This is a genomic window from Nostoc sp. 'Peltigera membranacea cyanobiont' 213 (assembly GCF_002245975.1).
Taxonomy (GTDB): domain Bacteria; phylum Cyanobacteriota; class Cyanobacteriia; order Cyanobacteriales; family Nostocaceae; genus Nostoc.
On record NZ_NOLI01000103.1, the window covers coordinates 1 to 20,097 of the forward strand.

Sequence of the window (20,097 nt, forward strand, 5' to 3'; positions counted from 1 at the left end):
CGACGGCTGCTTCTCCTTCCCCCTCCTCACAATGATTATCATTCTTGTATTTGGTGATTTTATTGCTTGGAAGTCCCTAATTAGTTAGGAGTTTACAACTCACAATTCCTAACCTTCCCACTATTTCAGTAGTTCAGCACCTCCTCGTTGGGGTGACTGTGGAGTAGTTGATTTACTAGGAGTGGCTGTGGTGTCAGGAGTGGGGGATAGGGTATTTTGGGAAGTGGGGTTAAATATATTTACTAAGACTTGCACTAGGGCATCTCGCTGACTGCGAGTGAGACGTGCGATCGCAGCTTTATCGCCATCAATAGGATTTTCCCGTAGTGAATCATTGCCCGGATAGGTAGTATCATACATAATTTCATTCGCGCCCAGGTAATCAGCTAAAGTCAGCTTCCAATCGAAGCGATAAATTGGGGCACGCCCTTTGGTATAAACGTGATATCTAATCAGGCGATTTACTAGGGTGTTGGTTTCGGCAACTTTCCCATTTTCTTTGCTGATATACTTGTTTTCCCGTGGTAAATCTGGCAATTGCTGATAAACTAGCTGCCAAACATCGCCAGGAGTGATTCTTTGAGCATAAGCAGGTTGGATACTAAATAAATTTCCATGTAGTGATTTACCCATCCCTGAACCCAAAACAGTTACACTCACTACCATTAAGGCAAGTAGTATTGGTGTTAGCAGTAGCGGAGCGTTTAGCCCGTGCTGAGTCACGAGTTTTGAGAGGATTGATCTAGGTAGAATTTTTTTCTTGCTCATAGAACGATATCTTGACATGAGAGTGCTATCACACTTTATTTTTGCTCAGTATGGGCTAAACGCCCCGCTAACGCTAACAGCACTCTCAACCCATTACTGTTTTTATAATTCGCCAATAATCTCTGGCTGAGTCAATTCATCAGACATTTCGATAATTGCTCTTAGAACTGGCTTCATCATCGCATCTTCGTTATTTTCAAAATCTTCATAACGCCGACGTTTAGCACGATTTGCCACCTGAACCGTAATGCGGTAACGATTTGAGGCTGCACTAATCAGATCCTCAGCCCGATGCATAATCTGAGACTGAGTTGTCTCGAACTTAGAACGCTTTAGCATAATTCAGTGGTTCTTGGGGTCATTCACCAGTGTAGCAGTACTGATAAATCTGCTGCTGTCTATTTAATCGCCAGCAACCTCTCTGTTGATAGAGGCTAAAAGCCTTCTAATCAATTTATAAGTTACTTATATACTCCTGACTAAAGTCACATATTATGGCTGACCTTGTGGAAACTGCTATCAAAGCGGGAAACTTCAATACCCTGGTGAAGGCTGCTACAGTTGGAAATCTTATAGAAATTCTCAAGAGTCCTGGTTCTTTCACATTATTTGCACCAACCGACGAAGCCTTTGCCAATCTGCCAGAAGGAACTTTAGATTCCCTACTAAAAGATATCCCTAAGCTCCAGAAAATTGTGGCGTATCATATCGTTAGTGGTGATGTTCGGTCTGATGATTTGCTAGAGATTAATGAGGCAGAGACCCTTGAGGGGTCAATTGTAGCGATTGAATCTGCCGACGGCAAAATTAAAGTAAATAGCGCCAATATCCTCAAAACAGACATTCTGACAGACAATGGCGTAATCCATATTATTGATGCAGTGTTGATGCCTGCAATGGTAGCAGGAAGGTAAGGACAGGGGAGTAGGTGAGAAGTTGCAGTAAGTCTTTCCCCTTTTTATTTCCATCCTTTCTGCCTCTTCTTTAGTACTGTGAGCATTTCATGTCTTTAGACCAATGGTAGATTTTCTGGGAGACACTAGCCTCAAAAGACACAAGCACTTAACTTTGTCGACACAAAACTTAATATTTACTGATTTTAGCTAAATATCCTCTCAGGCATTGCTTTGGGAGGGTTTATGCTATTGTTTTAAAAATTTAATCAATGGAAGATGCTTGATTATTATTAACAAAACCTATGAATAGCCTCTACCCTTTGGTAGATTTAACATTGACAATAAATTGTTTTATACAATACGTAGATTATACGGACAATGCCCCAGGTAGTTTTAGTTAACCCACAAATTCCTCCTAATACAGGTAATATTGCTCGTACTTGTGCAGCTACAGGTACGGAGTTGCATTTGGTAGGGCCATTGGGGTTTGAAATTAGCGATCGCTACCTCAAAAGAGCCGGTTTGGATTACTGGCCTTATGTCAAACTGCACTATCACGAATCCCTAGAAGCCTTTAAAACCGTACATCAAGAGCGGGGAGGCAGATGGTTAGGTTATACCGTTGGTGGAAATTTTAATTATGTCAACTTTCAATTTCAAGCCGATGATTGGCTACTGTTTGGTAGTGAAACTACGGGCTTACCACCAACAATTTTGTCAGATTGCGATGCTACTCTGTATATTCCCATGAGTCAACCAGGGGTTCGCAGCTTAAATCTGTCAGTAAGTGTAGCAATTGGCTTATTTGAAACCCGTCGTCAGTTAGGCTATCTGCAATAGTTTTTTACCTTCATCATTGTAAGTGAATATACTTATAACATCTAAAAACATCTATATTAGACGAGGGAATTGTGGCAGCAAAAACTCGATCGATTCCAGTAAAATATGTAAAAGAATATACCAAAAAATAGGTTTATTCGCAAAATGTAGTGGAAGATACTTACAAAGGGAGCAAGGTTATTATAAGAAATTTATATATAAAACTTGAGATAATGCCAAATTTGAATGATAGATTTTGATGAATTTGAAGCATCCTCAATGAGGATTAAAAGAGCTACAATCCAGTGATATACTGTGTTTTAGCTATCTTGGCTTGATGAATGCCAGAAAGCAGCCTAAAAGTAGCTGATAGTTAATACGGTTGTTTTTTAGGGAATAATCAACGTAAAGTCTCGTGTTGAAGAAGACTGATTGGGTAGAAATATCTTGAAGATATCTACAGCAGGGGGCATCATTTTTCCAGAAGTCGCAGCAATTTCATTCTCGGCAGCGACTATGGACTTGACAAATAATTTGTCTAGTCCCCGCGATTGACGCAAGACAAACGCGGATAATGGTAAAGAGTAAAACGTCCTAAGTGGTGTTAGGAGTGGTTCGGACAAGTAAACACAGCAAACTTTAAGTTTTGCTAATACATGTAAACTTGTCTAAATCAGAGAAGCAGGTTAATCTTGCGTAAGCATCTCTGGTGAATGCGATCTCGATCTATCGTTCGTTGCGATCTAAATCATTGACTAGGATGCGACTGAAAAATCGAGGTCAATTAAGCGCTAGTGATCATAGGAGGTCGTCTTTGAAACGAGCATTAAAAAAGAGAGTAAAAGCTGTGTTGAACAATAACCCCAGCAGCGATGATGCCCCGGTAGAAGTGCTAAATGTGATGAATCCAAAAGTTAACCGCCGGGTGCGGACAAAAGCTGCCATGATTGGCTTGGCAATCTCTATGGGAGCAACCAGCCTTTTGGTGACTCGACAAAGCGATCAAGCCCAAGCAGCGGTGCCAGTAGGCAGCCAAAAGGCAACCTCAGCTATTCCTGCTGTTCCTGACACTGAGGTGAAATTTGCCTCCACAAAGCTGGAATCCCATGCAGTCTCATCAGCGAGCGTGCCGGAAAATCCCGTTATTGTGGAACCAACGGCAGTCTCACAAGTGCCTGGGCTTGAAGCTAAATGGCAAGTCGCTACAAATAAAATGTCTTTGCAGCTTCCTGCATCAGAAACATTACCCCCAGCAACAGCCAGTTATAAAAATTCCACCAACCTGAAGCCTCAAGTGGCACAGGGATTGAACAACACATTAGCCGAGACTAGTTTCCCGACAGTCAATAATCTGTCTGACTCTAGTGCCAATGGTGTTGGTAGTACAAATATATCACTGAATGGCCAGCCACAAATAGTGGCAACATCTGGTGCAGTCAACAGTGAAATAAATGCACAACTTAAAGCGCAACAAGAGTTTGCACTGAATCGCTTACAAGAAAAATCTAATCGGTTAAGAAACAGTCTGGCACAGTTGCAGTCAGGGGAAATTGCAAACTCATCACCAGCTGATACTGCTTTGGCGCAACCGACGACTGTAGTTGAAAAAACTGTATTAGCCCAGTCGGACACTTCTGGCGATGCAAGCAAAGCGAACTTGATATCGAAGTTAAAACAGAAGACACAAACTAGTGCAATTGTACCAGTAGCAGCTACACCAACAGTCATTGCGTCCTCGGCTCGAACATCTTACGAAGTTAAGCCTGGAGATACACTAGCAGCGATCGCCAGCAAATACAATACTTCAGTATCAGAAATAGTTAAGGCAAATAACCTCAATAACCCCAATGAACTGCGAATTAGTCAACAACTAATTATTCCTGCTGTTCAAGTTGAGGCAACTGTAGCAAGTAAACCCACAGTAGCGAGTAAACCTACTTTTGTAGAGTCCAAGAAAACTCCCAAGGTAGCCACCTCCCCTGTAAACATTGGTAATGCTAACTCCTATTTACCATCGACTTCACAATTACCATCTATTGCCGACAACAGCAGCGTTGCCGTGCCTACATCGGTAATTGCGAATAATCCGGTTCAGGCAAATAGTGCCACAGACTTAGAAGTAGCCCCTACCACTACTAGGTCTTATGGTGTTGGTGGTGAAGATCCAGTGCCAACAGCTTTTGCCCAAATGCAACAGCCTAAAACAGCAGCAAATAGGGTAGCAAGGGGAAATAATAGCGATCGTTTGCAGGGCTTGCAAGCGGAAATTCAGAGATTACAGCAGAAATATCGCGCCCAACAGTCTGGTAACTTAGTTGTACCAGCAGCTAGCGAAACTAAGAATGCTGCAATACTCACTCCTATTTCTACCCCCAATAATTTCACAGTACCCAATTTTGCAGTTCGACCGAATAGTGTAGCAATACCAATTCCAGTTCCTACACCAATTAGGTCTAACTATAGCGTTCAGCCAGTTAAACCCCAATTCAGTACTGCTGTCCGTTCTACCGAACCAGTAAACCCAGAGTTCTTGCCTGATCTCGGTTCTGCTAGTAAGTGGACTCCCTCTGGCACTCAATCTGCCACAAGAGTTGCAACGCCTTATGGAAGATCAAATGCCTCTGAATCATTAGGAATGATGCGGGGAAGGACAGTTTCTCCACAGGTAATGCCACCTTTGGCAGCAGTGGATCAATATTTGCCAAGACCCATTGACGAACTGACACCTCCTCCATCTACTTCCACCTTAGCTTACATTTGGCCAGCAAAAGGTACCCTAACTTCTGGCTTTGGTATGCGGTGGGGAAGACCGCACAAGGGAATTGATGTTGCTAACTCTACTGGTACGCCAGTAGTTGCTTCAGCTGAGGGGACTATTGAAAAAGCTGGCTGGAACAACGGTGGCTACGGCAACCTTGTTGAAATCCGCCATCCTGATGGCAGCACGACTCGCTATGCTCATAACAGTAAAATTCTGGTGCAACCTGGTCAACAGGTGCATCAAGGAGAAACAATTGCTTTAATGGGCACTACTGGTCATAGCACTGGGCCACACAGCCACTTTGAAATCCATCCAGCAGGTAAGGGTGCTGTTAACCCAATAGCCTTCTTACCATCCAATCGCGTGTAATTTTTGACTGTCTGTAATCGTTGCCTTGTTAGTTGAGGGAGATTATACAGTGCTGAATACTTTCTACTTTATTCAGCACTCAAGACTCAAAACTGAGTCCGGTAAACTCCCTCTTTTGCTTTCTATGACCTCAACAGAGATGAAAGCTGTAAGAAAATTGCAACAGGGGCTATTCTTAAGCAAATTTATATGCTAAAGTAGAGAATAGTTTTATGAAATATGGCTCAGTAGCTCAGTTGGTTAGAGCACGGGACTCATAAGCCTGGGGTCGTTGGTTCAACTCCGACCTGAGCCACTTTAAGAAGAATAACGATCGTATAAGTAGGCGGTACACCACCCGCTACGAACGAAAGAAACTCTGAATAGGCGACCTATTAGTAAATACATTTATTTATAAATCTCACAAGATATATTTTGACAGCGGCGAATTTTTAACAGCAGTTGTACCACTCCTTTAAGAGTTCTCACACGTCGCAGATTGTTATACTCATTCCAGATGGGTTTGCTGCAACTGGGACAATTCTGTTGCACGCATTCTAGTACTTTAGATGATGTCCCTTTTGGTTGAGGACTTTTCTTGCCATTGATACACCACATATTCTGTGCGTTCCCTAATTTACTTGAATATCTGACCTTCTCTAGCAAGCTTTGGGTTCTAGAAAAAAATGAGCGAACCGGGAGTCATTAACTATAACTTCATAGAATTTATAAGAGCCTCCATCCACTTCTGAAAGCTCTAAATATGTTTTTTCTTCAGGTATAACGTTCTCTCATAATCAAACGATGGTCAAAGCTTAAAAAGCTAGGAATCAATCAATACAAGTTTACGAACCTGAGAATTGTTTCCCTGAGAACGGCGTGATGAGGCGGCAGCTAGCAAAAACTTCCAAGACCGAGGAGAAAGTATAGAAGGATCTATCATTGAAAGGAAACTATTGAGATTTTTTTGCTTCAGTGCTACTAAAATCCAATGGAGTTTGAGGTAATTTTTGATATCTTGAAATACAGGAATCTTGGAGCGATGTTGGTCATTTACCAAAGTGTAAATTTTTTCTTTCATCAGAATATTTGTCGCCAACCGCCGAGACAAAGAAAACTTTTGATTATACGCACCAGTCCAAATAGTGCGGTAAGCAAGACACTGATTAAAGAAAATAGCATCGCCAAACTGAGCAATCCGAATCCACGAATCGATGTCATCACAGTTAGCATCCAGTGTGGAATCCCAACCACCAGTTTGCAGAAAAGCATCACGTCTGCAAGCGACTTGTACAGGTGTACCAAATGGTACAAGCTCTAAAAGCATACCGTAGTGAATATCGGCTTGTGGGATATAAAAAGCTAAACCGGGGCCAACTTGAGGGGTGCGAGAGAGTTCGACTTCATTGCCATCGACCTGAGCCGCCACACAAGAGCAGATTACAGCATCGGGACGAAGTGCGATCGCCTTTGCCATCTCTTCTATGCAGTTGGGCGCTAAATAGTCGTCATCATCTAAAAACTTAATCCAGTCGCCGCTAGCTTTGGCAACTCCAGCATTTACCGTTGCGGCATGGCCAAGGTTCACTTCATTCCGATGGTAAACTACCTTATCTCCTAAGCTTTTGAGATATGTTTGGGTATCATCAGAAGAACAGTCATCGGCAACAACCACCTCACACTCAATTGTTTGGTTCCGAGCCGACTCAATTGCTCTTTGCAGCAAGTTCAAGCGATTATAGGTACTGATGACGACGCTAAATTTCATAAATTGACACCTGTGGTACAGTATTTTGCAATATAGCTTCGATCTACCAAGTATTGTCTCAGTAAAATTATCAATCTCCAATAAGTAGAAGTAGACTGAAATAGGATTATCGATTTATGATTGATGATCGTGAGTTTTTTTTTAGCAGACAGAAAGACTATGAGCGCTCAAGAGATTATCCGCTCCATTGAAGCGGAACAGTTAAAATCTAATTTGCCTGACATTTATGTGGGCGATACCGTAAAAGTAGGAGTGAAAATTAAAGAAGGCGAAAAATACCGTGTACAACCCTACGAGGGAGTAGTGATTGCCAAACGCAATGGTGGCATCAATGAAACTATTACAGTCCGTAAGGTTTTTCAAGGTGTGGGCGTTGAGCGCGTATTTCTGTTGCATTCTCCCCGAATTGACAGCATTAAGGTGTTACGTCGCGGTAAGGTACGCCGTGCTAAACTCTATTATCTCCGCGATCGCGTAGGTAAGGCAACCCGGATTAAGCAACGGTTTGACCGCCCTTTGTAATTCGTGCTTCTTTCATTACGGGAGAAATCTCAAGCGGCATCTGCCGCTGACTTGTTTTCTCGACGAAATTGAAGTATGATAGAAATCGCGTGTTGCGTTAAACTAAAATTTAGTTCAGCGCAATGACTGAATCAAAAACAGCTTGTGCGCTCTTAGTTCAGTTGGTAGAACGCAGGTCTCCAAAACCTGATGTCGGGGGTTCAAGTCCTCCAGGGCGCGCTCAAGAGCAAAAAACAAAGCCCGAAATAATTACGCAGTTGTTATATTAGCAGCTAGCGATAATAATTTCGGGTAAACTTATTGTATTTGCAGTTGTTTTGCTTTCAGTTAACTAAGTAAAATAGAGTCGAAACTGCAAAACTGGATGACCGAATTTTAGATTTCTTCTCAATCCAAAATCTTAAATTGAGTACCTTTGCTGAAAGCACGGGATAAATCTAAAATCCAAAATCCAAAATTGACTAAGAAACCGGGGGATAAACCGTCGTGGCTAAAAAAAGTGAAGCAGAATTGCCAGAAACTACAAATGGGTTTAGCTTAGGCAACTTCATACAGGGAACCAAAGAAGAACTTGACAAAGTAGTTTGGCCCAGTCGGAAACAGATAGTGAGCGAATCCGCCGCCGTGTTGTTAATGGTGGCACTCTCCGCATCTTTGATATACTTGGTCGATGGATTGTTTGGTTGGGCAGCAAAACAGGTGTTCTGATGACTTTTGCAACAGACGAACCTCGCAACTCCACGTTGCAGTCGGAGGAAACAGGAGAAACAGCAGAAGCAGCGTCAAAAGAAGCACGCTGGTATGCTGTGCAAGTAGCTTCAGGCTGTGAAAAGCGTGTAAAGACTAACTTGGAGCAACGCATTCAAACTTTTGATGTAGCTGACAAAATTATCCAAGTAGAAATTCCGCAAACGCCGGCGGTGAAAATCCGCAAAGATGGCAGTCGCCAGCATACAGAAGAAAAAGTTTTTCCTGGCTATGTGCTGGTGCGGATGATGATGGATGATGATACCTGGCAGGTGGTACGAAACACCTCTCATGTAATTAACTTTGTCGGCTCAGAGCAAAAACGTGGTAGCAGCAAGGGTCGCGGTCATGTCCACCCCATACCACTGAGTGCTTCAGAAGTTGAACGCATATTCAAACAAACCAGCGAACAGGAAGCTGTTGTCAAAATTGACATGGCGACTGGTGATAAGATAATGGTGCTTTCTGGCCCATTTAAAGACTTTGAAGGCGAGGTAATTGAAGTGTCTCCAGAACGGAGTAAACTTAAAGCCTTGCTCTCAATTTTCGGCAGGGATACACCAGTAGAACTGGAATTTAATCAGGTAGAGAAACAGAGTTAAATACAAATGGCGAAGAAAGTAGTGGCGGTCATTAAACTGGCCCTGAATGCTGGAAAAGCCAACCCAGCACCACCAGTCGGGCCCGCCTTGGGTCAACATGGTGTTAACATCATGATGTTTTGCAAAGAGTACAACGCCAAAACAGCAGACCAAGCTGGAATGGTGATACCTGTAGAAATTTCGGTTTTTGAAGACCGGAGTTTTACCTTTGTACTCAAAACGCCACCAGCATCAGTGCTGATTCGGAAGGCAGCGAAGGTTGAAAAAGGCTCCAATGAACCCAACAAAAAGAAGGTTGGGTCAATTAGCAAAGCACAATTGCAAGAAATAGCCCAAACCAAACTCCCCGACCTCAACGCCAACGACATCGACGCGGCAATGAAGATTGTGGCAGGAACGGCTAAGAATATGGGTATAACAGTCACGGATTAGTCATTGGTCATTAGTCATTGGTCATTAGTAAAAAATTAACAAATGACAAAGGACAAAGGACAAAGGACAAATAACTAAAAATTATCGGGGGAGAGGCCAAGCTTCGGAATTACCCCAGGAGAAAAAAATGGTAAAAATATCGCGTCGTTTGCAGACGCTGCAAGCAAAAGTAGAAGATAAGGATTATCATCCTTTAGAGGCTTTAGCCCTTCTTAAAGACACAGCAACAGCTAAATTTGTTGAAGCTGCCGAAGCGCATATCCGGTTGGGAATTGACCCCAAGTATACAGACCAACAGTTGCGGACAACGGTAGCACTGCCCAAAGGTACAGGACAAATCGTTCGGGTGGCGGTGATAGCCAGAGGCGAAAAGGTAAACGAAGCGAGCAACGCTGGTGCTGATATTGTCGGTTCAGAAGAACTGATTGACGAAATCCAGAAAGGTAGAATGGATTTTGACAAGCTGATTGCCACACCCGATGTAATGCCACAGGTGGCAAAGCTGGGTAAATTGCTTGGGCCGCGTGGTTTGATGCCATCGCCCAAAGGTGGAACCGTAACATTTGATATAGCAAGTGCGATCGCAGAATTCAAAGCTGGTAAACTAGAATTCCGAGCTGACAGAACTGGTATTGTCCATGTTATGTTTGGTAAGACAACCTTCTCGCCTGAAGATTTATTAATCAACCTGAAGGCATTGCAGGAGACGATTGACCGTAACCGTCCTTCAGGAGCTAAAGGTCGTTATTGGCGGACATTTTATGTGTCAGCCACAATGGGGCCATCAATTAAAATTGATGTCACCGCCCTACGAGATTTAAAACTGAGCGAAGCAGGTTAATTTTTAGTCATTAGTCATTAGTCATTGGTCATTTGTAAAAGCAAAGGACAGAAGACAAAGGACAAATGACAAATGACAAAATTAAATAGGCAAAGCCGGAGACAGCAGGTGCTAATAGCTTAAATATCCTGCCGAGGTTAAAACTCTAATTGTCAAAATTACCACCCCGAAAGGCGTGATAAATATGGCATCACGAGTCTTAATACTCAACCCCGGCTAAATTAGCTGGGGTTTGTTGTTTGGGTTCAGGTTTGCAAGAAACGTACAAGTAGGGTAATCACCGATTGTTTTAAGGAGGTGAGATTGGAATGGGTAGAACACTAGAAAATAAAAAAGAGATAGTAGCTGACCTCAAAGAAACTTTGAGTAATTCAACTCTGGCACTGGTAATTGACTATCAGGGGCTAACAGTTTCAGAAATCACAGATTTACGGCGGCGGCTACGTCCCAGTGGCACTGTTTGTAAGGTGACAAAGAACACCCTAATGGGCATTGCCATTGAAGGTAATGAAAAATGGCAGCCTTTGTCAGAATTGCTCAATGGTTCTTCCGCGTTTTTGCTGGTAAAAGAAGATTTTTCATCGGCAATTAAGGCATACCAAGAATTCCAAAAAGTCACCAAGAAGACAGAACTTCGCGGTGGTGTCCTGGAAGGTCGCCTACTCAAAGAACCTGATGTCAAGGTACTGGGAGACTTGCCATCTAAGGAACAACTCATTGCACAAATTGCTGGGGCTATCAACGCCTTGGCTACCAAGATTGCTGTGGGTATCAACGAAATTCCTGGTTCACTAGCTCGTGCTTTGCAGGCTGTGGCCGACCAAGAGCAAAGTGGTGGTAGCACCGAAACTGCTGCTGTACAAGATAGCAGCACCGAAACCGCAACTGAAGCTGATAGCAGTACTGAACCTGCTGCTGAATAGACTTCGTGGTTCATCAGTCAAGAGTCAAAAGTCTATAGTTCAAGACCAATGACTAATGGCTAAATAAATAATCAAAATTACAGGAGTTATATCAATGTCTGCTGCAACCGATCAAATTTTAGAACAACTAAAAACCCTTTCTTTGTTGGAAGCTTCTGAGTTAGTCAAGCAAATTGAAGAAGCTTTTGGCGTGAGTGCTGCTGCACCTGTTGGCGGCATGATGATGATGGCTGGCCCTGGTGGCCCTGCTGCTGCTGAGGAAGTTGTTGAGCAAACTGAGTTTGAAGTGATTCTTGATTCAGTCCCAGCTGATAAGAAGATTGCCGTGCTAAAGATTGTTCGGGAATTGACCGGTTTGGGTCTGAAAGAAGCGAAAGACTTGGTAGAAGCTGCGCCAAAGGCAGTTAAAGAAGGTCTTGCTAAGGATGCTGCTGAAGATGCTAAGAAGCGCATCGAAGAAGCTGGCGGTAAGGTGACTATTAAGTAGTCACAATTCTATTACTAGTTTTTATTAAGGAGCCTGAGTCAGGCTCCTTTTTTCATATCAAGCTACTGATGAAGGTGCAATCTTTGACAAAATTCGAGCTAAAAAGTCTTAGAAGTTTTGCCAACTAGATAGCATAATTTAGACATGCAATAAAATCCTTGTTTGTCGTGAGCGATGAATCGCTGATCCAAGGTTTAAGTAGGCAGGCACAAATAAATATAACTATGTAACGAAAAGTAAAAGCGGTGAAAACCTTGTGATTGCTTCACTCCACTTCGTTGCGTTCGCAATGACATAGTTATAAATTTTCTCACCCACCTACTTATCAGGACTAAAGTCCTCACTACAAACTTGAATTGATTTACGTCTGGCTACTTAGCTAATCATCTTCTCTAAAGCGATTTGCAAATCTTTTGTCAAATCGCTGACAGCTTTTCTAGATGCTTGGCGATCGCCTTGAGAATTTGACCAACGTTCTGTAACTGAAATTGGCTCTCCCACAGTAATTTGTGCTTGTCGCAAACCTAAGCGGGGTCGTCCTGGGAGTGTTGTATCCTGAATTCTAGAAAGCATATCGAATACAAGTAAAGCTGTTTCCGCAAACCGTTCCGCAGTTGGTTGTTCTTGAATATAAGTAGCTGTGACTGCAACAAAGCTTTCCACTATCCTCATGTGCCGCATTCGCAAGTCTGCTTCCTCTGCAATCCAGTCTGCCAAACCACGTTTAAACGCTGGTAAAGCATTGATATCTGGCAAATCTTGACGATAAATGTAATTCCAGCCAGCCTCTTCTAAGCGGCGACATCGGTCAATAAAATTACCCTGCGCTTGAACTCCAAAATGCTGTTCGGTAACTTGCAAAGCTTTATCCAGTAAGCGATGAAGTCGGTTAATCAACACCTGATTAGGACTAGCAGATTCATCACTTGAGATGGTTTTTGGAATGTCTTGATGATAGAAGCGACGATAAAATTCTTCCATCTCGGTAATGAGATATTCAGCTAACCTACAGAGACGTTGATAGTAAATTTCTTCTTGATCGCCCGAATCAATTTCCTTAATTCCCAAGCCGCTATCAGCTTCCAACTTACTTAAGAGCCAATCCAGTTTAGACCAAGGTGGCTCAACGTAGCGATACTGGATGGCGATCGGCACAATAATCACAGTCTCAGTCCGGTTGGCTTTATGCAAGTCTTCTGCACACCAGAACCCCATTTGAGCAACACCAGGTTCCAGTGGGCTAACAATGCCACTATGACCATTAGTACCTCCTTCGGGTGCGACTGCGATCGGTACTTTCCCATTAGCAAACAACTCCCGTGCTGTTTGAATAGCTTGCCTGTCTAGTCGCCTTCCGCGATGAACTGGTACACCTCCCAGGCGTGAAAACAACCAACCTAGCCAATTTCCAGCCCAAACCGTCATCCCGCGATCGTAGAGAAAATAGCTATGAACAAGCGATCGCAGTGTAATACCTTCCTGACGAGCTACCCGTGGCACAATGTGAGAAAGCAAATACAACATACAGAGGGGATCTTCCACCTCTGGGTGACGAAATGCCAACAAAAAGCGAATTTTTCCAGCCTGAAATTGTTGATAAAGTTCAGCTAATACCTCAACATTTTTGGCTTCAACACTGACAATACCAGCCGGTAGCCAAGGGCGAGTGCGAAATCGTAGTGCGATCGGCAATAACCACCGAACAATCTGGAGTATTGGCAGATTAAGGCGTTGGGGAATAAATTTTAGTGGTGGTTGAGTAGAGTGAATCGTTTTAGGCAAGTCGCTCTCCAGATTGTATTTCTAGCGATTGTACAACTTGGGGTCTTGGTTTGGCGTTAGATATTGCTCAGTTGTTACTTTTAACAATAGAACATATAACAGAATAAAACTTATTTTTTATGTTTGGGAAAATTGCGGAATAGATACAAAAAGACTGCTAAATTTAACAAAAAAACCAATGCCTTAAGAGGAGATATCCCCCTAATCAATTCATAAATTTCTGGTGGAATGCTGATACCGACAAGTACCAATACTAAAATATGTGCCCAACGTTTTTCATACCACAAACCAACAGCTTCAATACAAGTTACAATAGCATATATTCCTGCACCAATGCCGCTAAATGCTAGAGTTCTGGGATTTAAGTTGATAACTTTTTGTAAAACCCAATCAATGATTATCGATTTACCTTCTAAAACATAATCGTCTGAAAAAGCCTCTAGATTTTGATAATTTTTTAACGTCAATAATAAAGCGATCGAAGTAACCATAAGCAGCAAGGCTGTAAATGATTTGTAGAGAACAATTGCTACTAACCCCAATGGACGCTTTTTCAAATAACCCCCTAATATATATAGAAGTCAAATTTTGATTAACTGGCTCTTAATGATGCCAACTAAGATGCCTATTGTAGCAGTACTTTATCGGACTATCTTAGGCCAAAGATTTATCTAACTAAGTACGACTTTGAATATTAGGGCAATTGGATGCAACACCAACTTATCTATCCCTTGACTCATTCCCTAGCATGTGCTATTAGCCATTTTGTAGTAGAGAATGGGGTTTTGATTTAGGTGTGTTTCCTTTGGGATATTCCCAGCGATCGCACATTTATCAAAATTAGATCCAATGGAGGTTAGCGGACTCGAACCGCTGACATCCTGCTTGCAAAGCAGGCGCTCTACCAACTGAGCTAAACCCCCATAAAATTAAAATAGTCGGTAACTTTGGTTGCCGTTGCTATTCTAACTTATTATTGTTCCATTACTAAAGGGATGAAGCCAGAAAATATCCAAGTTGTCGCAGCACTGTATAAATTTGTCAAGCTGCCAGATTTTGCCGATAAACGAGATCCCTTACTGTCATACTGCCAAGAGCAAGGTGTCAAGGGGACAATTTTGTTGGCACAAGAAGGCATTAACGGTACAATTGCGGGTTCGCGTCAGGCGATTGATTCTGTTCTCTGGTTTCTGCGTACTGACCCCCGTTTAGCAGACCTAGAATATAAAGAGTCCCATGCCGAAACCCCGCCCTTTGAGCGGATGAAGGTGCGGTTGAAGCCAGAAATTGTCACTTTGGGATTGCCTGAAATAGATCCAAATGAGCAAGTTGGCACTTATGTCAGTCCCCAGAAATGGAATGATTTGATTAGCGATCCTGAAGTAACTGTGATTGACACTCGCAATGATTATGAGGTGAATATCGGTACTTTTCAAGGGGCAGAAAATCCTCAAACTGGCTCATTCCGAGAATTTCCCGATTATGTGCTACGCCACCTCGACCCAACTAAACATAAAAAAGTTGCTCTGTTTTGTACCGGTGGCATTCGCTGTGAAAAAGCTTCATCCTTCATGCTTGCCCAAGGCTTTGCAGAGGTCTATCATCTCAAGGGCGGAATTCTCAAGTATTTGGAAGAAGTTCCAGCAGAGAAAAGTTTATGGGAAGGAGAATGTTTTGTCTTTGACGAGCGGGTAGCCGTTAGTCATGGGCTGGAGAAAGGGAGTTCTGAGCGGTGCTTCAGTTGTGGGTATGCGATTTCTGAGGAAGATAAGGCATCTGACAAGTATGAGGAAGGTATCTCCTGTGCTTATTGTTTTGATAGCCTCACCGAAGATAAAAGAGTGCGTCAACAGAAAAAATGGCAGCACTACCAAACCCAAGTTGCTAATTCTAAAAATCGGGATGTTAGTAACCTATAACTACTTTTCATAACCGAGATAAAAGCAGTTTACTCTTCAAAATTTGGGTTTTGAGGAGTAAACTTTGGCGTTTTCAAGCTAGATTTTTATAATTCAGAATTTAAGGGCAAAATTACAGTAAATGTCGTGCCAACTCCAACTTGACTTGTGACGCTGATTTGACCCCTGTGAGCATCAACGCACCTTTTAACGATTACTAACCCCAATCCAGTACCCTGGATTGATTGGACATTTGAGGCTCGGTAGAATGACTCAAAAAGTCGAGCTTGGTCTGGTTCAGGAATTCCTAGACCTCGATCTTGAACAGAAAAAATTGCTACTTTATCAATGGGATCGCATATTAAATCAAGCTGAATCTTGCCACCTTTTGGAGAATATTTAACCGCGTTTGAGAGGAGATTCCCGAACATATAATGTAAGAGTCCTTCATCCATTACAGCGTCGGTACAAACGCTATGACAGGTAAAAACAATTTCACACACATTATTTTCAACAATAGAAAAATCTTTGATTAACTCTCGACAAAATTCTTCTAAATTAAGAGGAGCAGGGTTATATACGAGTTTTTCAGACTCTGCTCGACCCATAAATAGAACTTCTTCCATGAGCTTTTCTAAAGATTGCACAGCACCTTGAATTCGTTTTAAATAAATACCTCTTTTTGCATCTGTCAAATTTGCTCCTTGCATTTCTATTAATTCTACTGCCGTTTGAATCACAGTTAGGGGATTACGAAACTCATGAGATACAGTAGAGATAAATAAAGACTTGAGGCGGTTAAGTTCTTGCTCCTTTTCTAATGCTTGCTCTAGCAATTTTGTTTGCTGTCGTTCGCTAAGATCCCAGAAAACAACTACTACACCATTTATTTGGTCAGGTCGTCCTTTAAGTGGGGAAGCACTATCGCCAATTGGAACTCTTTTTCCATCTTTCCTAATCAGATATGTGAATTCTTCTAAATAAACAACCTGTTGTTCCCGCAGCACTTTTGTGATTGGGTTTTCTAATATAGTATCTGTAACTTCATTGACAAGATGAAAAATCTTCGTCGCCTCATTTCCTAAAGCATCTTTTTGCTGCCAGCCAGTCAGCGCCTCAGCTGCGGGATTTATGAATGTTACTTTTCCCTGCTCATTTGTAGCGATTACAGCATCACTCATCGAGTTGAAAAGGGTTGCTAACCGATCTCGATTCTGCCGCAATTCACGCTCTAACTGGTGTTGTAAAAGACCGATTTCGATCGCTATTCTTAAATCTTTTGTCGTAAATGGTTTAACGATGTATCCAAAAGGTTGAGTAATTTTGGCTCTTTCTAAAGTACGATCGTCACCATAAGCTGTTAAAAATATTATAGGTACATCTAACTGCTCGCGAATCTGGCTAGCGGTAGCAATACCATCCATCTCACCTTTAAGAATAATATCCATTAATACTAATTCTGGTTGAGTTTCCGATGCCTTGGCAATGGCAACTTTTCCAGAAGAAGCTGTTCCCGTAACAATATAACCTAGTTGACTGAGTTGGCTAGCAATAGTTCTAGCCACAATCACTTCATCTTCAACAACTAAAATCCTAGCTTGACCCATTTGATATTTACTGATGCAAAGTTAACTGCGTGAATTGGATTTTGAATACTGTTCCCCGATTGCGTTCTAGAGTAATATCGCCTTCTAATTGTTCTGTAACCAAGTCATATACTAACGACAGACCCAAAGAATCAGTATTTGTCCAATCTAAATTATCTGGTAAACCAATCCCATTGTCTCTAATCGTCATCTCGATGTTATTGCCAATATTACGTAAAGCAATACTTATTTTTCCTGCTTGTTGATTAGGGAAAGCGTGTTTGAGGGCATTAGAGATTAATTCGTTGATAACCAGTCCACAGGCAATAGCTTGGTCAACATTCAAACTTACCGAATCTATATCAGTTTCTAGAACGATTTTTCCCAGCCATATTTGATAGGAAATGAGCAAACTTGCTGCTAAATTATGGATATAGTCACCTACATCAATTTGTCCGATATTCGCGGAAGTATACAAATTTTTATGAATTAGAGATATTGACTCAATTCGGTTTTGGCTTTCTCGAAGAACTTTGATTACTTCTGGATCTTTGAGAGTTTGAGACTGGAGTTGTAAGAGACTAGAGACAATTTGCAAATTATTTTTAACTCGATGATGAACTTCTTTTAACAGGACTTCTTTTTCAGCTAAGGCATGTCTTAACTTTACTTCAGCTTTTTGTCTTTGAACTAGTTCGGTTTGAGCTTGCTCAAAGATGCTAGATTGTTGAATTGCGATCGCTAATTGCACTGTAAGTTGATCGAGCAAATCTAATTGATTTTCTTCCCACTCCCGGAAACTAGAGCATTGGTGAGCAATCAGTAAACCCCAAAGAGGAGAGCCAGAGTTTTGAGAACTGACTTCTAGCAAAATGGGCACGACTAAATTCGCTTTGACTTCAAATCGTTCTAACAAGCGAATATGGCAATCAGTTAGTCCAGCTTCATAAATATTAGCGATCGCTCTTTTGCGTCCCTGATAATACTCCACTCCCGCGCCTGTTTGAAAACACGTATCATGAATCTCTACGCTCAAAGAAACTGTCCATCCAGGTTCCACCGACTCCGCCATAATTGTGCCGATCATCTCTGAGTCAAACTGATAAACTACTACTCGATTAACCCCAAGTAAATCTCGAACTTCTTGAACTGTTGCATTTAAAATATCTTGGAGATTTAGAGATTGACGAATCCGTTGAGCAACCGTTCGCATCAATTGTTCGCGTTCGGCTTGAGCTTTTAGAGCCAGTTCAGTTCGCTTACGTTCTGTGATATCTTGTCCAATACCAATAATTTGACCATTTGAAAGTTTAACATTAGTCCAAGATGTATCTAATAAATTACCATCCCGAACCTGAGTTCTAAAGTCACCCCAATTGCGTTGTGCAGACTGCATAAAATTAATCACATACTGTCGATATTCAGCATTAGGATATAAGGCTTCCAGCACATTGCTAGTTTGAAAGCCGTTAAATTTCCAGCCCAAAACACTTTCCCATTCTTGGTTTACCCATTGGAGTTTGCCATTGGCATCAATGAGTGCAATCATCAACGGGATACTTTCAAAAATTTTCCGCAAAAACTCATTTTGTTCTTGAAGTTTAGTTTCTACATTTTTGCGGTTTGTAATATCATAAAATACTGTTAGAATTGCTGTTTCACTATTGAATTTTAAATATTGCAAGGAAGCAATCGCCCAAAAATCAGTTCCGTCTGCCCTCTTCAATTTAAGTTCATAATCTTGAAGAGAATCATTTTGATTAAGAGCTTCTAACATGGCTTCTAAATCAGCTGAATTATGGTATAAATCTAAATTTTTGCGATTCACCAAATCTTCAGATGAAAATCGAAATGTTTGCATTAACTCCGAATTAGCATATAAAATCAAACCGTCAGATAGACGCGAAATAATTAATGGAATAGGAATTGCTTCAGAAATAACTCTAAATCTCGCTTCACTTTCTTGAAGGGTTCTTTCTATACGTTTATATTTTGTGATGTCTCGGATATTAACCAACCGAGCATTGTAACTGGCATAGCTTATTGTATGTGTAACAATTTCAACATCAATAATCTGTCCGTCTTTTCGCCGATGTTGCCATTGTCCAGCGAAATGTAAGCTAGTGTGCTTTTGTCTTAAATATTCTCTGAAAATAGGCACATCTTCTGGAGTGCGAATATCAGTTATTCGCATTTGTAAAAACTCTTCTCGTGAGTAACCGTAGTGGATAACAGCAGCTTCATTTACATCTAAAAATTGCAGGGTATTCTGGTTATATACCCACATTGGATTAGGATTTTTAGAGAAAAGAAGATTAAAACTTCTTTGGCTATCATCAATTACTTTTTGCCGATGTAATTCTAAATACCTGATTGTTTGTCGAGCTAGCTGTTGTAAAACTACCTCTTCTTTAACAGTCAAGTTTCGCGGTGCAAAATCAATTATACAAAGACTACCCAATGCAAAACCGCTTGAGTTAATTAAGGGAACTCCCGCATAAAAGCGGAAATTAGGATTGGATATTACAAGAGGATTTGTCGCCAATCGTTCATCTTGCAAAGCGTCCGGGATGATTAATATTTTACTTTGCAAGATAGTATAACTACCAAAAGAAATACTTCGAGGAATTTCCGACGTTGTTACTCCAATTTTTGACTTGAACCATTCCCGTTCTGTATCAACTAGGCTAATCAGAGCGATTGGTGTTTCACAAAGGTTAGCAGCTAATTGAGCAAGCTCATCAAAAATTTCTTCTGGTGGCGTATCTAAAATTTGATACTGGTTAAGTACTTCTAGCCTTTGACCTTCATTTTCAGGAAGTAGCATTATTGATTGTGTGAAAAAGGTTTGTAAAGTGTCATATTTTATTTGCTTTAATCTCAAAATAAAATTAATTATTATAAAGTTTACGAAATT

19 protein-coding genes, 3 tRNA genes and 1 other annotated feature are annotated in these 20,097 nt (G+C 41.5%); of the genes, 13 read left to right on the plus strand and 9 right to left on the minus strand.

All coding sequences use genetic code 11. The features are described 5' to 3' along the window. Positions 1–120: 120 nt before the first annotated feature. Positions 121–633: a hypothetical protein gene (locus CDG77_RS23730; RefSeq protein ID WP_223269941.1), complete on the minus strand. Its 513-nt coding sequence runs from the start codon at positions 631–633 to the stop codon at positions 121–123. A 237-nt stretch (positions 634–870) separates the two neighbouring features. After that, the gene (locus CDG77_RS23735; protein WP_073645038.1) at positions 871–1,107 is read right to left on the minus strand and encodes a DNA-directed RNA polymerase subunit omega; all 237 of its coding nucleotides are present in this window, start codon (positions 1,105–1,107) and stop codon (positions 871–873) included. 155 nt (positions 1,108–1,262) lie between these two features. Here CDG77_RS23735 and CDG77_RS23740 point away from each other — a divergent pair, with 155 nt between their 5' ends. Together CDG77_RS23740 and CDG77_RS23745 are read left to right on the plus strand one after the other, a co-directional pair. Then, positions 1,263–1,682, plus strand: coding sequence for a fasciclin domain-containing protein (locus CDG77_RS23740; protein WP_094331814.1), 420 nt, complete (start codon positions 1,263–1,265; stop codon positions 1,680–1,682). 360 nt (positions 1,683–2,042) lie between these two features. Beyond that, a complete protein-coding gene (locus CDG77_RS23745; RefSeq protein ID WP_094331815.1) occupies positions 2,043–2,504 on the plus strand; it encodes a tRNA (cytidine(34)-2'-O)-methyltransferase in 462 nt (153 codons plus the stop codon). A 368-nt stretch (positions 2,505–2,872) separates the two neighbouring features. Here the strand turns inward: CDG77_RS23745 and CDG77_RS35690 are convergent, their stop codons facing one another. Continuing rightward, entirely contained in the window at positions 2,873–3,043 is a 171-nt protein-coding gene (locus CDG77_RS35690) for a hypothetical protein (RefSeq protein WP_223269940.1), read from the minus strand. Between the two features lie 254 nt (positions 3,044–3,297). On the opposite strand from CDG77_RS35690, the gene CDG77_RS23750 reads away from it, so the two are divergent. Further along, the gene (locus tag CDG77_RS23750; protein WP_094331816.1) at positions 3,298–5,613 is read left to right on the plus strand and encodes a peptidoglycan DD-metalloendopeptidase family protein; all 2,316 of its coding nucleotides are present in this window, start codon (positions 3,298–3,300) and stop codon (positions 5,611–5,613) included. A 221-nt stretch (positions 5,614–5,834) separates the two neighbouring features. Continuing rightward, positions 5,835–5,908 (plus strand) — tRNA-Met (locus CDG77_RS23755). A 507-nt stretch (positions 5,909–6,415) separates the two neighbouring features. Here the strand turns inward: CDG77_RS23755 and CDG77_RS23765 are convergent. Continuing rightward, complete coding sequence (locus CDG77_RS23765; protein WP_094331818.1) at positions 6,416–7,360, minus strand: glycosyltransferase family 2 protein; 945 nt, start codon at positions 7,358–7,360, stop codon at positions 6,416–6,418. Positions 7,361–7,519: 159 nt separating this feature from the next. On the opposite strand from CDG77_RS23765, the gene rplS reads away from it, so the two are divergent. From rplS to rplL, 8 genes are all read left to right on the plus strand, one after another. Next, entirely contained in the window at positions 7,520–7,882 is a 363-nt protein-coding gene (gene rplS / locus CDG77_RS23770) for a 50S ribosomal protein L19 (RefSeq protein ID WP_012412089.1), read from the plus strand. 146 nt (positions 7,883–8,028) lie between these two features. After that, positions 8,029–8,101 (plus strand) — tRNA-Trp (locus tag CDG77_RS23775). 267 nt (positions 8,102–8,368) lie between these two features. After that, positions 8,369–8,590: a preprotein translocase subunit SecE gene (gene secE / locus CDG77_RS23780; RefSeq protein WP_094331819.1), complete on the plus strand. Its 222-nt coding sequence runs from the start codon at positions 8,369–8,371 to the stop codon at positions 8,588–8,590. Then, positions 8,590–9,231, plus strand: coding sequence for a transcription termination/antitermination protein NusG (gene nusG / locus CDG77_RS23785; protein WP_094331820.1), 642 nt, complete (start codon positions 8,590–8,592; stop codon positions 9,229–9,231). Before secE ends, nusG begins: the two co-directional genes overlap by 1 nt. Before the next feature lie 6 nt (positions 9,232–9,237). Then, positions 9,238–9,663, plus strand: coding sequence for a 50S ribosomal protein L11 (gene rplK, locus CDG77_RS23790; protein ID WP_094331821.1), 426 nt, complete (start codon positions 9,238–9,240; stop codon positions 9,661–9,663). A 127-nt stretch (positions 9,664–9,790) separates the two neighbouring features. Further along, entirely contained in the window at positions 9,791–10,504 is a 714-nt protein-coding gene (rplA, locus tag CDG77_RS23795) for a 50S ribosomal protein L1 (protein ID WP_094331822.1), read from the plus strand. Positions 10,505–10,581: 77 nt separating this feature from the next. Continuing rightward, positions 10,582–10,750 (plus strand) — a sequence feature (ribosomal protein L10 leader region). 62 nt (positions 10,751–10,812) lie between these two features. Next, positions 10,813–11,427 carry a 50S ribosomal protein L10 gene (gene rplJ, locus CDG77_RS23800; RefSeq protein ID WP_094331823.1) on the plus strand — a complete coding sequence of 205 codons (615 nt, stop codon included), beginning with the start codon at positions 10,813–10,815 and terminating at the stop codon, positions 11,425–11,427. Positions 11,428–11,521: 94 nt separating this feature from the next. Beyond that, a complete protein-coding gene (gene rplL / locus CDG77_RS23805; RefSeq protein WP_094331824.1) occupies positions 11,522–11,914 on the plus strand; it encodes a 50S ribosomal protein L7/L12 in 393 nt (130 codons plus the stop codon). A gap of 375 nt (positions 11,915–12,289) precedes the next feature. Here rplL and CDG77_RS23810 read toward each other — a convergent pair whose 3' ends face one another. The 3 genes from CDG77_RS23810 to CDG77_RS23820 form a co-directional block, all read right to left on the minus strand. Then, the gene (locus CDG77_RS23810) at positions 12,290–13,696 is read right to left on the minus strand and encodes a lysophospholipid acyltransferase family protein (protein WP_094331825.1); all 1,407 of its coding nucleotides are present in this window, start codon (positions 13,694–13,696) and stop codon (positions 12,290–12,292) included. A gap of 110 nt (positions 13,697–13,806) precedes the next feature. Beyond that, complete coding sequence (locus CDG77_RS23815; protein ID WP_094331826.1) at positions 13,807–14,253, minus strand: DUF2127 domain-containing protein; 447 nt, start codon at positions 14,251–14,253, stop codon at positions 13,807–13,809. A gap of 293 nt (positions 14,254–14,546) precedes the next feature. Then, positions 14,547–14,619 (minus strand) — tRNA-Ala (locus tag CDG77_RS23820). Between the two features lie 72 nt (positions 14,620–14,691). On the opposite strand from CDG77_RS23820, the gene trhO reads away from it, so the two are divergent. After that, on the plus strand, positions 14,692–15,615 hold the full coding sequence (gene trhO, locus CDG77_RS23825) for an oxygen-dependent tRNA uridine(34) hydroxylase TrhO (RefSeq protein ID WP_094331827.1): 924 nt from the start codon (positions 14,692–14,694) through the stop codon (positions 15,613–15,615). Between the two features lie 86 nt (positions 15,616–15,701). On the opposite strand, the gene CDG77_RS23830 is transcribed toward trhO, so the two are convergent. Then, a complete protein-coding gene (locus CDG77_RS23830) occupies positions 15,702–17,201 on the minus strand; it encodes a hybrid sensor histidine kinase/response regulator (RefSeq protein ID WP_094331828.1) in 1,500 nt (499 codons plus the stop codon). Positions 17,202–17,208: 7 nt separating this feature from the next. Further along, positions 17,209–20,007, minus strand: a complete 2,799-nt coding sequence (locus tag CDG77_RS23835; RefSeq protein ID WP_094331829.1) for a PAS domain S-box protein — start codon at positions 20,005–20,007, stop codon at positions 17,209–17,211. Between the last annotated feature and the right edge of the window lie 90 nt (positions 20,008–20,097).